This window comes from Caballeronia sp. LZ043 (assembly GCF_031451075.1).
Classification (GTDB): Bacteria; Pseudomonadota; Gammaproteobacteria; order Burkholderiales; family Burkholderiaceae; genus Caballeronia.
The window spans coordinates 1,761,080-1,776,189 of sequence record NZ_JARUXT010000001.1; the positions used below are offsets into that span (position 1 = coordinate 1,761,080).

Consider the following 15,110-nt stretch of genomic DNA (forward strand, 5'->3'; position numbering starts at 1 on the left):
GGCCGGCGCCCGCATGGATGAATGGATGAGTGGAAGCACTGATTCTGGTCAACTATTGTAACGACAAGCCCGGCCACCCGGCAGGCGCAAGCGCTTCCGCATCAAGCCTGCCGGGCCGATGCCGCACTCGCGCGCCGCCGCGACCCGTGCCTTGAACGCCCCGGTGCGGTGATACACTCGCACCACACTTTCCACCGCCATTTCCATGAAATTCTGCTCCGTCTGCGGCCACGAAGTCGGCCTCGCCATTCCGCCCGGCGACAACCGCGAGCGTTACGTCTGCGAGCACTGCGGCACGATTCACTATCAGAACCCGCGCAACGTCGTGGGCACGGTGCCGGTGTGGGACGACAAGGTGCTGCTGTGCCGCCGCGCGATCGAACCGCGCTACGGTTACTGGACGCTGCCGGCCGGCTTCATGGAGATGGAAGAAACGACGAGCGAAGGCGCGTCGCGCGAAACGCTGGAGGAAGCCGGCGCGCGCGTCGAGATCCAGAGCCTGTTCTCGCTGCTCAACGTGCCGCACGTGCATCAGGTGCATCTGTTCTATCTCGCGCGCCTGCTCGACCTGGACCTCGACCCCGGCGAAGAAAGCCTGGAAGTGAAACTGTTCGCGGAGAGCGAGATTCCCTGGGACGAGATCGCTTTTCCGACTGTCGGCCAGACGCTGCGTTTCTTCTTCACCGACCGCGCCGCCGGCAATTTCACGCTGCATACCGGCGACATCTTCCGCACGCTGCGCGACGGCTGATCTTCACTTCATAGCGACCTCGCTCCCGCCCGCCGCCTCCTTTCGAGAACATGGTTCCCTGGCTCGTTGACGACGATCCCTTTCCGCCTGTCGAACGTGCGCTCGGCGCGTCGAGCGGCGCGCCCGGCTTGCTTGCCGCAAGCGCGGACCTGCTGCCGTCGCGGCTGATCGATGCCTATGGACGCGGTATCTTCCCGTGGTATTCGGATGGCCAGCCGGTGCTGTGGTGGAGCCCCGATCCGCGCATGGTGCTGTATCCGGCGGAGTTCAAGGTGTCGGATTCGCTGCGCAAGACGCTCAAGCGCGTGCTCCGCGATCCGCTCTGGGAAGTGCGCGTGGACCACGATTTCGCCGCGGTGATGCGCGCCTGCGCCGACACGCCCCGCGACGGCCAGCGCGGCACCTGGATCACCAGCGATATCGTGGACGCCTACACGACGCTGCACCGCGCGGGCAACGCGCACAGCATCGAAACCTGGCACGACGGCGTGCGCGTGGGCGGGCTTTACGGGGTGTCGTTCGGGCGCATGTTCTTCGGCGAATCAATGTTCGCGCACCGTACCGATGCCTCGAAAATCGCGCTTGCGGCACTCGTCGGACACTTGCGTCGTCACCAGATTGTGATGATAGACTGCCAGCAGAACACGTCGCATCTGGCGTCGCTCGGGGGCCGTGAGATTGCCCGCCGTGCGTTCGTCACGCATCTGAGGCGCGCGGCGGCGGAACCGGCCATCGGCTGGCGCTTCGACAAATCCGTCTTGCTCGAAGTGCTGGCACGCTGAATGCCTCCAGCGTGATGACCCGGTCATGCCTGGGTTTTTCCTTGAGCAATCACCGAACCGCAATCACCGAAACGCCGTCACCGCACGCGCGCCGCAGCGCGCGTAACGGCTGGCCAAGACGAGACGACGCCTGCGAGAGCCGCTAACGTGACACATCCGAACGAGCTGCCGCTGTCACCGCTTTCCGCGCTGCAATTCTATGCAACAGCGCCTTACCCGTGCAGTTATCTGGACGGGCGCGTCGCACGCTCGCAGGTCGCCACGCCGAGCCATCTCATCAACTCCGACGTCTACACCGAACTCGTCAAGGCCGGCTTCCGGCGCTCCGGCGTGTTCACCTATCGTCCTTATTGCGACGGCTGCCGCGCCTGCGTGCCGGTGCGCGTGCCGGTCGCGCGCTTCGTGCCGAACCGGGCGCAGAAACGCGTATGGAAGCTGCACGGCAACCTGATTGCGAGCGTCGCGCCACTGCACTACGACGAGGAACATTACGCGCTCTACATGCGCTATCAATCGGCTCGGCATGCCGGCGGCGGCATGGACCGCGACAGCCGTGACCAGTACGAGCAGTTCCTGCTGCAAAGCCGGATCAATTCGCGCCTAGTCGAATTCCGCGAGCCGGCGCATCCGGGCCATCCCGACGAACCCGGCGAGCTGCGCATGATCAGCATGATCGACATCCTCGGCGACGGGCTCTCGTCCGTGTACACCTTCTTCGAGCCGGACCAGCCGAAGACCAGCTACGGCACCTTCAACATCCTGTGGCAGATCGAGCAGGCGCGCAGCCTCGACCTGCCGCACGTCTATCTCGGCTACTGGATCCGCGAAAGCGAGAAGATGGCCTACAAGGCCAATTTCCGCCCGCTCGAAGGCCTGATCGACGGCGCCTGGAGCCTGCTCGATCCGCTCAACACGCAGTCCGCCGGCACCTTGCCGATGCCCGGACGCATCCACGCTCCGGGACAGCCCCGCTAGGCGTTGAAAAAAAACCACCGGAAGAAGCCGCTAAAATAGCGGCCTCAAACAATAATTCGCCCTCGCCGGCGTTCCTTTCGTGTTCAGTTCCCTTTATCCGCTCGCGCGTTCGCATCTGTTCAAGATGGACGCGGAAGACGCACATCACCTGACCCTGCGCATGCTGGGCGCGGCCGGCCGCACCGGCCTCGCCAGCGTACTCGCCACCCGTGGCGCCGATTCGCCCCGCACCGTCATGGGCATCACGTTCCGCAATCCGGTCGGGCTCGCGGCCGGCCTCGACAAGGACGGCGCCTGCATCGACGGGCTCGCCGCGCTCGGCTTCGGCTTCATCGAAGTGGGCACCGTGACGCCGCGCGCGCAGCCCGGCAATCCGCGTCCGCGCATCTTCCGCCTGCCGGAAGCCGGTGCGCTCATCAACCGGATGGGCTTCAACAACGGCGGCGTCGACCAGTTCGTCGCCAACGTGCAGGCCGCGCGCTATCGCGGCGTGCTGGGTCTCAACATCGGCAAGAACGCCGATACGCCCATCGAGCGCGCCGCCGACGACTATCTCTACTGCCTCGAACGCGTGTATCCGTTCGCGAGCTACGTGACCATCAACATTTCCTCGCCGAACACAAAGAACCTGCGTCAGCTGCAAGGCGCGGGCGAACTCGATGCCCTGCTCGGCGCGCTCAAGGACAAGCAGCAGCGCCTGTCCGACCTGCACGGCAAGCTGGTGCCGCTCGCGCTGAAGATCGCGCCCGATCTCGACGACGAACAGATCCAGTCGATCGCGGGCACGTTGCTGGCTCACAGGATCGACGGCGTGATCGCCACCAACACCACGCTGTCGCGCACCGCCGTCACCGGCATGCCCAACGGCGAAGAAGCCGGCGGCCTGTCCGGACGGCCGGTTTTCGACGCATCCAACGAAGTGATCCGCAAGCTGCGTGCGGAAGTCGGCACGGAGGTGCCGATCATCGGCGTAGGCGGGATTTTCTCGGGCGCGGATGCACGCGCCAAACTCGCCGCGGGCGCGTCGCTCGTGCAGGTCTATACCGGGCTCATCTATCGCGGCCCGGCGCTCGTCAAGGAATGCGTCGAAGCCCTCGCGTGAGGAATATAGAAATGAACAAACGATCTGACACGGCGATTGCATTTTCACTATGATCGCCGCACTTGTCGTTGCATGAAGGGAGGGGCTCGACGCCCTCGCCCTGGCCACCAGAGGAGAACAACACAATGAAACTGTCCACGCTCAGGAAACTCGTTGCCGCCAGCCTGATCGGCGCGGCCTTCACCGCCGTCACCAGCGCCGCGCACGCGGAAGACCTGCTCGATCAGGTCAAGCAGCACGGCACGCTGCGCATCGGCCTGGAAGGCACCTTCCCGCCGTTCAACTCGAAGGCGACCAACGGCGAACTGGTCGGTTACGACGTCGACATCGCCAAGGCCGTCGCCGCCAAGCTCGGCGTCAAGCCGGAATTCGTCACGACCGAATGGAGCGGCATCATCGCCGGCCTGCAGGCGGGCAAGTTCGACGTGATCGTGAACCAGGTTGGCATCACCGATGCGCGCAAGCAGACGCTCGATTTCTCGCCGGCCTACACGTATTCGAACGCGCAGCTGATCCAGCGCAACGACGACAAGCGCGAGTTCAAGTCGCTCGATGAACTGAAGGGCAAGAAGCTCGGCGTCGGTCTCGGCACGAACTACATGGACATGGCGAAGTCGGTGCCGGGCATCGACGTGAAGACCTATCCGGGCGCGCCCGAGTATCTGCGCGACCTCGCCGCCGGCCGCCTCGACGCCGCGCTGAACGACCGCCTGATGCTTGCCTACCTGCTGAAGAACTCGCAGTTGCCGCTGCGCACCGGCGCGAATGTGGGCCCGGGCAATCCGTCGGGCATTCCGTTCAAGAAGGGCAATCCGAAGTTCGCCAAGGCGATCGACGACGCGATGACCCAGCTCGAAGCCGACGGCACCTTCACGAAGATCTCGGACAAGTGGTTCGGCATCGACGTGACGAAACCGGCCAAGTAAGCCGCATTTTGCAGGGGCGCTTGAGGGCGGCATCGGCGACGGTGCCGCCCTTGCCTTTTGCCGCGACGGTTTAAGATGGGCCCTTCGTGCGCGCCGCCAAGGCCGGTTGCGCTCGAATGCGATTCCAGTTGCACCCTTTCCTCACTGCATTCCCGTTCATGTCCACGACTTCCCTGCTCGTCCAATCGGCGCCCGTCCTGGCGCAAGGCGCGGTACTGACGATCAAGTTCGCGCTCTACTCGATGTTCTTCGGCCTCATCGCGGCCGTCGTGCTGGCGTTGATGGGCATCAGCACCAACCGCACGCTGGTCGCGCTCGGGCGATGCTATGTGAGCGTCATGCGCGGCACGCCGCTGCTCGTGCAGATCTTCGTGATCTATTACGGCCTGCCGAGCCTCGGCATCTCGCTCGAGCCGACGCCCGCCGGCGTGATCGCGCTGTCGGCGAACGTGGCCGCGTATCTGTCGGAAAGCATGCGCGGCGCGATCCTTGGCATCAACAGCGGCCAGTGGCTGGCCGCTTATAGCCTCGGCTTGTCGCGCACGCAGACGCTGCGCTTCGTGATCGGGCCGCAGGCGCTGCGCATCGCGGTGCCGAGCCTGTCGAACAGCCTGATCAGCCTCATCAAGGACACGTCGCTGGTGTCGGTCATCACCGTGACCGAACTCCTGCGCAGCGCCCAGGAAGTGATCGCGGCGACCTACCAGCCGCTGCCGCTCTATCTCGCGGCCGCCTTCGTCTACTGGGTGCTGTGCAGCGTGCTGGAATTCGTGCAGCGGCGCTTCGAGCGGCGTCTCGCGCTGCCCGGGCGTCATTGAACGCGCACGCCGCCGGTTTCAGTCGGTTTCGAAGGGAAAGCGCAGGTTCAGGTCGCGCCGCGCGGCATCGATGATGGCGATCATGCGCATCGAGGTCGCGTGGGACATGATCGGGCTTTCCGTTGCGCCTGCGCGCAGCAGCTCGCAGAAATGGGCGGTTTCGTAGTTGAGGCCGCCACCGCTGAAGGGCTCGTCCAGCTCGACCTTGCGGCCATCCGTGTAGGCGATGGTCGCGCGCACCGGATTCCACCAGTTTTCATGGATGGTCACGGTGCCGCGCGTGCCGCCGATCAGCGCATCGCCGCGGCCTTGCAGATCCAGACCGCAGAACAGCTGCGCGATGCCGCGCTCGTGGCGCACGTTCAGGCTCGCGAAGACATCGACGCCCGTCTCCCCCAGCCGGCCGATGGTCTGCACGTCGAGTGCCTCGCCGAGCCAGTCGACCGCGAGAAATGCCTCGTAGACGCCGATATCCAGCAGCGCGCCGCCGCCTGCCTCGAGCGAGAACGACGGATGATCGGACGGCACGTTGGCGATCGAGCAGCCCGCGCGCACCAGCCCGATCTCGCCGATGCCGTCCGCCTGCAAGTGCGCGCGCAGGCGCTGATAGAGCGGATAGAACGGCGGCTTCATCGCTTCCATGAAGAGCAGCTTCGCGGCGCGGGCCGCGTCGATCATCTGCTGCAGCGCGCGCGCATTCACGGCAGCGGGCTTCTCGCACAGCACCGGCTTGCCCGCCGCGAAGGCGCGCAACGCATAGTGCGGATGGCTGTCCTGCAGCGTCGCGATGTAGAGCGCGTCGATGTTGTCGAGCAGCGCGTCGAAGCTTTCGCGGGCCTGTGCGCCGCAGCGGCCGGCGAGCGCACGCGCCGGCTCCTCGCGGCGCGACCAGACGCCCGCGAGACGCGCGCCCGGCACGTGCGCGAGACTGTCGGCGAAGCGCTGCGCAATGCGTCCTGCGCCGACGATGCCCCAGCGCACCTCGCGCGTGCCGCTGTCGATAGTGATCTCCGGCAAAACTCCCTCCTTGTGCGATGTTCGTCGTGCGACGCAGTGTGCCTGATTGCATGGCATGGCGATTTCACGAAAGGCGCAGACGACAAAAAGCCGGGACGTGTCCCGGCTCTCTGCTCGGCGAGCGCTTTGCTCAGGCGCTGTCTATCGACCCTTCACGCCGCCCCGGCCGACGCATTCACGTTCGGCGTGGCGGGCGCGGGCTGGCTGTTGACGCGCTCCAGCGAGAACGCACGGCCCACTTCCTCGGCCGCCAGGTCCACCAGCGCTCGCGTCGCGGCCTCGGCGGCGCCCGGATCCTTCGCCTCGATCGCCTCGACCACGCTGCGCTGCGCGGCGAGCGTCGCTTCGCGCACGGACTCGATACCGTCGACGATCGGGTTCACCGTCACGAGCGCGCCGCGCACGATGGCCGTCATCTGGCGGAAGAACTGGTTGCCGCTCGCGGCCACGATGCGCGTGTGCAGCACCTCGTCGGCCGCCTGGTACTCAGGCGCGCCGACCTGCATGCCCGACAGCGCATCGAAGGCATCGCGGATGCCCGCGATCTCGTCGGGCGTCGCGCGCGCCGCCGCCAGCGCCGCTGCGCGCGGCTCGATCAGCATCCGGAATTCGATTACATCGCGCAGAAAGGTTTGATCCGGCTTCGCGCGAAAGCGCCAGCTGACCACGTCCTCATCGATCAGGCGCCAGTCGCTCATTGGACGGATGCGCGTGCCCGTCTTGGGCCGCACATCCAGCATATGCCGCGCCAGCAGCATCGAGAGCGCCTCTCGCATGACGGTGCGGCTGACGTCGAACTCTTTCGAGAGGATGTCTTGCGGCGGCAATATCGCGCCGTATTTCTGCTCGACGATCCCGGAGACGAGTCCGTCCATCACCTTTGCCACCAGCGATCGCTCTTTGTTTTCATCCATCTCGCTTCTCCCCTTCTCGCCTGATCCGTAGCCGTGTGTGTGGGCGCATCACTTTCGCTTTCCCCGGACTGCGAAAGGCACGACGAACGACCCTCAGTCAATTCGTCATGCTTGATACGTTGCGTCTTCGTTGCTTCGAATGCCAGTTAGGAAATTCCTGACAGGGTAATCCCTTTGGCTTCGACGTCGACGCTGGTGTGTCGTTCTTACCGCTTCACGCCGCCGTGGCACGTGTCCGTCCTGCGCTTGCGCCGCGCGCGCGCCGGCATTCGTCAGGGAAACTGAAGAATGGCGGCGTCGCAGCGCGGCGCAAGCGGTCGATCTGGCGGCCCGGACGACGGTCGGACCGTTCATGCACTCATTTGAGCAAGCATCTCGTAGGCTTTCTGTGCGAACGCGAACGCTCCTCTGTTGGCATGTGTCTTTTGTATGATCCGCCGCTTGCGCCAGGCGGATGTTCAGCCGGTGTTTTGTGCCGCTTTTGCCGATTCGCCGGGTTTCCGCTCATACGGCGCCATCGGGTGCGCGAGCGCGGCGCGCGTCCATCGCGCCCTGGCGGCGGCGCAGCGATTCGCGCTCAGCGAGCGTGTGCTGATAGATCGCCATGTATTCGCCGCTCACCCGTTCCACCGAAAGCTGCTGCAGGTTTTGCCGCGCGCGCGCCGCGTACTGGCCGCGCGCCTGGCCGTCGATCAGCAGCCAGTGCAGCTTCGCCGCCGCCTGTGCGGGCTCGCCCGGCGGCACCAGCACGCCCGCGGTGCCGCCGTCCAGCATTTCCGGAATGCCGCCCACGCGGGTCGCGACGATCGCGCAGCCGGCCTCGCGCGCCTCGGCGATCACCAGCGGCGACGGATCCTGATGCGACAGCAGCGCGAACACGTCGGCGCTGGCGAGATACGGCCGCGCATCGGCGACGAAGCCCGTGAAATGCACCGCTTCCGCGATGCCGAGCTCGGCCGCGAGCGCTTCCATGGAGCCGCGATCGGGACCGTCGCCGACGAGGTAGAGATGCGGCTCCGGCAGGAATTCGGTCTGGCCGGCGGCCTGCTCACGCACGTGCGCGAATGCCTGCAGCAGATCCGCGATGCCCTTGCGCCGATACATCCCGGCCACGCACACGATGTTCGGGTGCCGCAACCTCACCGGCCGGGCGGCGGGCCGCAGGACGAGGCGCGGCGCGCCGACCGCGCCGTTGAGGACGATCGACAGGCGTCCGGCGCCGATGCCGCGCGCCTCGAGATCGTCCGCCACGGCCTGGCTGACGGCGACCATGCGATCGCCGGCACGGACCAGCGCTGCGCTCTTCTGCAACTCGTGATGCACCGTGGTGACGAGCGCGAAGCGCCGCCGCATGCTGCCGAAGCGCGAGATGAGCGCGCCGGTCATCATGTGCGCGTGCACGATGTCCGGATCGAAGCGGTCGATGAGGCGATTGAAGCCCGCGATCATCGACGGCACGCGCCAGGGCTGGCGCGACTGCTGCAAGGGAATGTGCGTGATGCCGTGGCGCCGCAACAGCGGCTCGAATCCGCCTCCCGACGATGCCACCACGACCTCCTGGCCCATGCGCGCCTGCACGCAGGCAAGGTCGACCATCATGTTGACGGTGCCGTTGCCTATCGTCTGCGCATGGTTGGCGAGATGGACTATTCGCATGAAAGTGTCGTTTGCACGCGCGCCGGCTTGCGCCGGCGGCGTTGTTCTTATTGTGGTCGAGGCGTGTTTCGGAGCGGCGCTTGCCGCCCTGTGTGGTTGTTCTTGCCTCGATGCCCGACAGGCTCTCGCCCGTGATGCCGCCGGTGTTTCGGCCATGCCGTGCGCTTGCCCGGCGGCCGCTGCCCTTACTTACCTATGTTGCTGAACCTTTCCTTGCGGACTGCTACAGCAATTCGAACGTGCTCGTGTAGTCGACGGGCCCCGCGAACTGCACGCGGGACGGGCTCGCCGTTTCGCGCGACTGCCGGCTCTTGCGCGTGAGACCGATGAACGGCATGCCGTGTTCGAGGAACGGTCCTTCGGTCTTGCGAAAGCCGAAGGCTTCATAGAAGCCGCGCAGACTCACCGGCGCCGTCAGGCGCACGCCGCGGCCCGGCCAGCGTTCGGCGGCCACGGCCAGCACGCGCTCGATCAGCGCATGCGCGGTGCCGTCGCCGCGGCGCAGCGGGCTCGTCAGGATCTTGTCGACCACGACTTCAGGTTCTTCCGCATCGCCTCCGTGAATGCGCGCATAGGCGAGCACCGGCATCGAGCGGCTCATGTCTTCCGCCGCGAACACATGCAGGCCGGTTTCATCGCGTCCATCGGGATCAAGATGCACATGCGACTGTTCGACGACGAACACCGCACTGCGCGCGCGCAAAATCAAATAAAGCTCACGCGCAGTGAGTTGTTCGAAATCCAGCGTTTTCCAGTTCATTGATTATCTCCAGGCGAGACCGGGATTAACCGGCGTTGCGACGATTCAACCTTACGTCCCGGCCCCTCGTGGCACAGTGCGCCATCGCACCGACCCGAAACGCCGCGCCGCTTCAAATAGGGCCGACCACACGCAAAAGAGGCGTCCGGGGAAACAAAGACGCCAGCTCGACCAACATGGCCTCACGCGACTGTCCTTCATCGGTCAGCCGCGTGCGCGCGCATGCGTCGATAGCACTCGCGTCATCCGGCACCTTCATGGGAAAATCAAAATGCATACCGCCATCGAACGCGACAAAGACGCACAACCACAAGCCCGCCCGCTTTGCGCGCCCGCGGTATCGGACGCCGGTTTTCCCGGTCCGAGGTAACGGCATGAGCGCGTTCCATACGAGCGGTGTGACGGGTTCGAACGCGGGACGTTCCCGCGTCGTGTCACTCGACCCTCTGCGCCTGCGTGCACGGCGTCATCATGCGCATGCGCTGCATCGCGGTGAGCGCATCTGGCGTGAAGGCATGGCGCCCGTGGACCTGTGGATCGAACTGCTGCACGGCAACGGCTTCGAACCGCGCGCGGCGCTCGCATTCAGCGTCACTCAGGACTTCGAAGACGACCAGTTCACACTCGGCAAACTTCCTCCCGACGATATCGAAAAGCTCTATGGCCTGCAGGTGCAGGAACTCGCGGTATTCGACTCGCTCGAAGAACGCGCGCTCGTGCAGACACGCCGCGCCAACATCGTCCTGCTCGAGACGGATGCCTTCTTTCTGCCCGATACCCGTGCCGATGCCTATCATCGCGAACATGCGCGCACGACCATCGGCATCGATGTGATCGATCCCGGTGCGCGCCGCCTCGGCTACTTTCATCACACCGGTTATCACCTGCTCGACGGCGCCGACTATGACGGCATTCTGCGCCCCGCCGCGACATCCGCGGCGCTGTTTCCCCATGTCGAATTCGTCAAACATGTGAGAGATGCACTGACGGGCACACCACTCGCGGAGACCTCGGCCGACCTGCTGTGCATGCATCTGCTGCGCCGCCCGCTGCATAACCCGATCTCGCGCTGGCGCCAGGCGTTTCCCGCACATGTCGAAACCATGCTCGAACGCGGCGAAGCGTATGCGCGTCACTATGCGTTCAACGTGATGCAGCAGCTTGGCGCGAACTTCGAATTGCTGGCGCACTACCTGCAATGGATGCGCGAGCAGGGCTTCGACATTCCGTTGTCCGCGCATGCGGGCGCACGCAAGATCGCCAGCGAGACGATGGTGTTGCAATGCCGTCTTGCACGTGCGTTGTCGCGTGGCCGAGAGGACCTCTGCGATGCTTCGTTCGACCTCATCGAAGAGTCCTACGCACGAGTCGTTCCTCCACTTGCCGATATCGTCTGTTGATCATTCAAAACGCATTCGACAAGGCAATCGGACTCGAGATGAGTCGTGTTTTGCAGCATTCGCTTTAAAACACGTTTGAGCCTATGTTTCAAGGGCTTTTTCAATCGCTTACCTGATACGGCTCAAGCGTGAAAACATGACGCCGTGATGTCGGCCAGGCATCTTTTGCGCTTGTCGAATGACACAGCGCCAGCATTGTCCTCGATGAAACATTTCGATGCAGCGGAGCGATGTGCGTTCATGCTCGCCGCATGGCTTTGATCCGACGATCGCAGAGCAAACGTTTTACGATCGCCAAGGCAATCCGTGTTGCGTTCGTGCCTTCATGCAAGCGGCGTGTGGGCCGTCATTCAACTGCGGAACCGTCGAATGCATGCCCTGGTCGAGTTCTGCTTCCCGACACTTTTCATCACGTGCAACGCACGCAACGTTTCCGCGCGATGCGCATTTTCATGGCTGCTTTCCTGGTGCGAGCGCAAAGCCTTACCCATCAACGACTCCACAGGAATCAACAGGCGCCTTTCGTACAACGTGATCGCTGCCCCACTCAAGCCATGGAACACGGATGAATCATTTTTCTTTGACCCTACGAAAGAAGGAGTGATGTTCAGGCTCTGTCGAGTGACGATGCTTGTTGCGTGGTCCTCTGGCCTGTCATTCCCTCCTTCGGAAGGGATTGGACTGATGAAACGAATCGGGGCGCACACGGATTCCTAAGACCACCCATGTTCAATACTGAAACAAAAACGGTGCGCTGCGGTGCATCAAGAAATTGTCCCGTGCAACGAGGCCCCGCCAGCATTGCGATTGCCCACACTGGCACAGTCCTCGCTATAAAGCTCTCGCGGTCCGAAAGGCGGCCAGAACAAAAACAGAACACCGTCGACGGATTGCTACGGGGCTGGGATGAAGCGTTTTCGATCAAGGCCGCACGAGCGATCGATTCAGAGAACGGTCACACCAGTAAATAAAAATGTGAAGCGCAACGCGCGAAGTTACGAGAGAACCAATCATGCTGACCCTCCAGTCCGACCTGCACGGCAATCACCTGCTTGGCGCACTTCCGGCCCACGAATGGCAGGCACTGACTCCGCATCTCGAACTCGTCCAGCTGCGCACCGAACAACTGCTGTGCGATTCTGGCCAACGCATCCACCACGTCTATTTCCCGACCACGGCGATCATCTCGCTGCTCCATACGATGGAAGACGGTGGCTCGGTCGAGATCGCCGCGGTGGGCCGCGAGGGCATGACGGGCGTGCCGGTGCTGACGGGCGGTGAAACCATGCCGACGCGCGTTCAAGTGCAGTGCCCCGGTTTCGCGTATCGCATGAGCGCGCAAGCGCTGCGCGAGCAGTTCGGCCGTTCCGACTTCCTGCGCCGCCTGATGCTGCTCTACATGCAGGCGCTGCTGACCCAGGTCGCGCAGACTGCTGCATGCAACCGTCACCACTCGCTCAACAAGCAGCTGTGCCGCTGGCTGCTGATCGAGATCGACCGCACCGCGTCGAACGAACTCCAGGTGACGCAGCAACTGATCGCCGACATGCTCGGCGTACGTCGCGAAGGCGTGACCGAAGCGGCCGGCAAACTGCATGACGCGGGCCTGATCCATCACAGCCGCGGCTGCATCAAGGTCGTCGATCGCGAAGGCCTCGAAGCCCGCGCCTGCGAGTGCTACGGCCTCGTGAAGCGTGAATTCGACCGGCTGCTGCCGCGTCTCCGTGCCACCGAGGCAGCATCGGCCTCCAGCGTTTAATGGTTCAATGATGCAAGCTAAAAATCAAAACATGTTTGCGTGGTCGGCACGCTGCCTGGACGTATCGCTGATCGTGGCCGGCGGCCTGATCGCGCATTCGATGCGCTTCGCCACCCTCGACATCAGCGACATCGAACGGCTGCTGACTGCTTTCAACTGCGTTCTCGCGCTGCTGCTGTTCCCCGCGTTCGGCGTGTACGACACCTGGCGCGGCAAGCCCCTGCCGGTCATGCTGGCGCGCGTGACGCTCGCCTGGATGGCCGTGGTGGCCGCGGGCCTGCTGCTGGCCTTCACGCTGCACCGGATGGATTCGGTATCGCGGCTTTGGTTCGCCTATTCGACGGTCATTACCGGCGCATTGATCATCGGCATCAAGTGCGCGGTGTACAGCAGCCTGCGTGCGATGCGCGGACGCGGCCTGAATCAGCGCAGCGTCGCCATTGTCGGCGCGCAGGGTTTCGCCCGCACGTTGCTCGCGCATCTGAGCAGCACGCCGGAACAGGGCTTCACGCCGGTCTGCCTGCTCGACACCACCGGCGACGAGGAACTGCACGCCACCGGCGTCAGGCATGCGCCGACGAGTGCGATCGGCACAGGCGGTTCGCGCCTGCCGGTGCTGAACGACTTCGACGAACTCGTCGCCAAGGTGCGCGCCGAGGAAATCAACGAAGTGTGGCTCGCGTTGCCGCTCTCGCAGGAACATACGATCTATCGCTTCGTGCACGCGTTGCGGCATGACTTCGTGAACCTGCGGCTGATTCCCGATACGCGCAGCATCTCGCTGTTCAACCATTCGATGACGGATGTCGCGGGCCTGGCGACCATCAACCTGACGACCTCGCCGGTCAGCACGCTGCGCATGTGGCCGAAGCTCCTGTTCGACAGGCTGTTCGCGGCGACCGCCCTGCTCGCGCTCTCGCCTCTGCTGATCGGGATCGCGATTGCGGTGAAGTCGACCTCGAAGGGACCGGTGTTCTTCACGCAGAAGCGTAAAGGCGCGGACGGACGGCCCTTCCCGATCTACAAGTTCCGCTCGATGGCGGTGCACAAGGAAACCACCGGACACGTCACGCAGGCGACGCGCAACGATCCGCGCGTGACCAAGGTCGGCGCGTTCCTGCGGCGCACGAGTCTCGACGAGCTGCCGCAGTTCCTCAACGTGCTGTTCGGCCATATGTCCGTCGTGGGTCCGCGTCCGCATGCGCTCGAACATGACGACCTGTACAAGGATCTCGTGTACGGCTACATGTTCCGCTATCGCATCAAGCCGGGCATTACGGGCTGGGCGCAGGTGAACGGCTATCGCGGCGCGACCGAGAAGGTCGAGAAGATGCAGAGCCGGGTGAAGTTCGACCTGTTCTACATCCACAACTGGTCGTTCTGGTTCGACGTGAAGATCGTCGCAATGACGATGTTCAAGGGCTTCATCGGACGCAACGCTTACTGATCCGGTCTCTCCAGAAGAAAGAAGGCCCGGCGCTGCGAAGCGCCGGGCCTTTGTTTTTGTGCTGCGTTGCTGCGTGGCGGAGGTTACGCGTAGTCGATGCGCTCGACGCCCGACTCGGCGCCGAGCAGGCAGAGATCCGCGCCGCGCGCCGCGAACAGCCCGACCGTCACGACGCCCGGCCATGCGTTGATGCTGGCTTCGAGGGCGCGGGGATCGTCGATGGAGAGGCCTTTCACGTCGATGATCTCGTTGCCGTTGTCGGTAATGAACGGCGCGCCGTCCTTTGCCACGCGCAGCACGGGCACGCCGCCGAGCGCCGCGAGCCGGCGGCCGATCGCGGTGCGCGCCATCGGCACGACTTCGACCGGCAGCGGGAACGTGCCCAGGACGGCCACGCGCTTGCTCGCGTCGGCGATGCACACGAACACGTCCGCGACCGACGCGACGATCTTCTCGCGCGTGAGCGCCCCGCCGCCGCCCTTGATCATGGCGCCGCTGGCGTCGATTTCATCGGCGCCGTCCACGTAGACCGGCAGCGACTCGATCTCGTTCAGGTCGAACACCTTGAAGCCGTGGCCTTCGAGCCGCGCGGTGGTGGCGAGCGAGCTCGACACGGCGCCGCGATAGCGCGCCTTCGAGCGGGCGAGCGCGTCGATGAAGCAGTTGGCCGTGGAGCCGGTGCCGACACCGATGATCGCGCCTTCCGGCACGTTCGCGTTCACGTAGTCGGCGGCGGCCTGGCCGACCCGTTGCTTGAGTTCGTCTTGAGTCATGGGAGGGTGCTGCGCGAGAGGAGAAACTGG

Annotated in this window: 14 protein-coding genes; 9 read left to right on the forward strand and 5 right to left on the reverse strand. The window is 64.4% G+C overall.

Annotation, left to right across the window (positions count from 1 at the left end; translation table 11 throughout):
• Nucleotides 1-205: 205 nt before the first annotated feature.
• From QCE64_RS07930 to QCE64_RS07955, 6 genes are all read left to right on the forward strand, one after another.
• On the forward strand, nt 206-751 hold the full coding sequence (locus QCE64_RS07930; protein WP_310003340.1) for an NUDIX hydrolase: 546 nt from the start codon (nt 206-208) through the stop codon (nt 749-751).
• Nucleotides 752-801: 50 nt separating this feature from the next.
• A complete protein-coding gene (gene aat / locus QCE64_RS07935; RefSeq protein WP_309808530.1) occupies nt 802-1,533 on the forward strand; it encodes a leucyl/phenylalanyl-tRNA--protein transferase in 732 nt (243 codons plus the stop codon).
• 147 nt (nt 1,534-1,680) lie between these two features.
• Nucleotides 1,681-2,508 (forward strand): arginyltransferase, encoded by an 828-nt coding sequence (locus QCE64_RS07940; RefSeq protein ID WP_309808531.1) that lies wholly within the window; start codon nt 1,681-1,683, stop codon nt 2,506-2,508.
• Between the two features lie 79 nt (nt 2,509-2,587).
• Nucleotides 2,588-3,610 (forward strand): quinone-dependent dihydroorotate dehydrogenase, encoded by a 1,023-nt coding sequence (locus QCE64_RS07945; protein ID WP_309808532.1) that lies wholly within the window; start codon nt 2,588-2,590, stop codon nt 3,608-3,610.
• Nucleotides 3,611-3,735: 125 nt separating this feature from the next.
• A complete protein-coding gene (locus QCE64_RS07950) occupies nt 3,736-4,536 on the forward strand; it encodes a cystine ABC transporter substrate-binding protein (protein ID WP_310003342.1) in 801 nt (266 codons plus the stop codon).
• Nucleotides 4,537-4,694: 158 nt separating this feature from the next.
• Nucleotides 4,695-5,354, forward strand: a complete 660-nt coding sequence (locus tag QCE64_RS07955; RefSeq protein WP_309808535.1) for an amino acid ABC transporter permease — start codon at nt 4,695-4,697, stop codon at nt 5,352-5,354.
• Between the two features lie 18 nt (nt 5,355-5,372).
• On the opposite strand, the gene QCE64_RS07960 is transcribed toward QCE64_RS07955, so the two are convergent.
• The 4 genes from QCE64_RS07960 to QCE64_RS07975 form a co-directional block, all read right to left on the reverse strand.
• Nucleotides 5,373-6,362, reverse strand: a complete 990-nt coding sequence (locus QCE64_RS07960) for a Gfo/Idh/MocA family oxidoreductase (protein WP_309931599.1) — start codon at nt 6,360-6,362, stop codon at nt 5,373-5,375.
• Nucleotides 6,363-6,523: 161 nt separating this feature from the next.
• Nucleotides 6,524-7,285, reverse strand: coding sequence for an FCD domain-containing protein (locus QCE64_RS07965; RefSeq protein ID WP_310003344.1), 762 nt, complete (start codon nt 7,283-7,285; stop codon nt 6,524-6,526).
• 504 nt (nt 7,286-7,789) lie between these two features.
• The gene (locus tag QCE64_RS07970; RefSeq protein WP_310003346.1) at nt 7,790-8,941 is read right to left on the reverse strand and encodes a glycosyltransferase family 4 protein; all 1,152 of its coding nucleotides are present in this window, start codon (nt 8,939-8,941) and stop codon (nt 7,790-7,792) included.
• A gap of 223 nt (nt 8,942-9,164) precedes the next feature.
• A complete protein-coding gene (locus QCE64_RS07975; RefSeq protein ID WP_309808539.1) occupies nt 9,165-9,701 on the reverse strand; it encodes a GNAT family N-acetyltransferase in 537 nt (178 codons plus the stop codon).
• 374 nt (nt 9,702-10,075) lie between these two features.
• Here QCE64_RS07975 and QCE64_RS07980 point away from each other — a divergent pair, with 374 nt between their 5' ends.
• The 3 genes from QCE64_RS07980 to QCE64_RS07990 all read left to right on the forward strand — a co-directional run bounded on the left by QCE64_RS07980 (nt 10,076) and on the right by QCE64_RS07990 (nt 14,307).
• Nucleotides 10,076-11,101, forward strand: coding sequence for a DUF1839 family protein (locus QCE64_RS07980; RefSeq protein WP_310003348.1), 1,026 nt, complete (start codon nt 10,076-10,078; stop codon nt 11,099-11,101).
• Nucleotides 11,102-12,113: 1,012 nt separating this feature from the next.
• Nucleotides 12,114-12,860, forward strand: coding sequence for a Crp/Fnr family transcriptional regulator (locus QCE64_RS07985; protein ID WP_014191659.1), 747 nt, complete (start codon nt 12,114-12,116; stop codon nt 12,858-12,860).
• A gap of 31 nt (nt 12,861-12,891) precedes the next feature.
• On the forward strand, nt 12,892-14,307 hold the full coding sequence (locus tag QCE64_RS07990; protein WP_309916678.1) for an undecaprenyl-phosphate glucose phosphotransferase: 1,416 nt from the start codon (nt 12,892-12,894) through the stop codon (nt 14,305-14,307).
• Between the two features lie 83 nt (nt 14,308-14,390).
• Here QCE64_RS07990 and rpiA read toward each other — a convergent pair whose 3' ends face one another.
• Nucleotides 14,391-15,080, reverse strand: a complete 690-nt coding sequence (gene rpiA, locus QCE64_RS07995) for a ribose-5-phosphate isomerase RpiA (RefSeq protein WP_310003350.1) — start codon at nt 15,078-15,080, stop codon at nt 14,391-14,393.
• Nucleotides 15,081-15,110 lie beyond the last annotated feature (30 nt).

Bases quoted from the DNA above. Each gene is read 5' to 3' on its own strand.
- QCE64_RS07930 (WP_310003340.1), top strand. From the start codon at position 206: ATGAAATTCTGCTCCGTCTGCGGCCACGAAGTCGGCCTCGCCATTCCG.
- aat (WP_309808530.1), top strand. From the start codon at position 802: ATGGTTCCCTGGCTCGTTGACGACGATCCCTTTCCGCCTGTCGAACGT.
- QCE64_RS07950 (WP_310003342.1), top strand. From the start codon at position 3,736: ATGAAACTGTCCACGCTCAGGAAACTCGTTGCCGCCAGCCTGATCGGC.
- QCE64_RS07955 (WP_309808535.1), top strand. From the start codon at position 4,695: ATGTCCACGACTTCCCTGCTCGTCCAATCGGCGCCCGTCCTGGCGCAA.
- QCE64_RS07965 (WP_310003344.1), bottom strand. From the start codon at position 7,285: ATGGATGAAAACAAAGAGCGATCGCTGGTGGCAAAGGTGATGGACGGA.
- QCE64_RS07970 (WP_310003346.1), bottom strand. From the start codon at position 8,941: ATGCGAATAGTCCATCTCGCCAACCATGCGCAGACGATAGGCAACGGC.
- QCE64_RS07975 (WP_309808539.1), bottom strand. From the start codon at position 9,701: ATGAACTGGAAAACGCTGGATTTCGAACAACTCACTGCGCGTGAGCTT.
- QCE64_RS07980 (WP_310003348.1), top strand. From the start codon at position 10,076: ATGAGCGCGTTCCATACGAGCGGTGTGACGGGTTCGAACGCGGGACGT.
- QCE64_RS07985 (WP_014191659.1), top strand. From the start codon at position 12,114: ATGCTGACCCTCCAGTCCGACCTGCACGGCAATCACCTGCTTGGCGCA.
- QCE64_RS07990 (WP_309916678.1), top strand. From the start codon at position 12,892: ATGTTTGCGTGGTCGGCACGCTGCCTGGACGTATCGCTGATCGTGGCC.
- rpiA (WP_310003350.1), bottom strand. From the start codon at position 15,080: ATGACTCAAGACGAACTCAAGCAACGGGTCGGCCAGGCCGCCGCCGAC.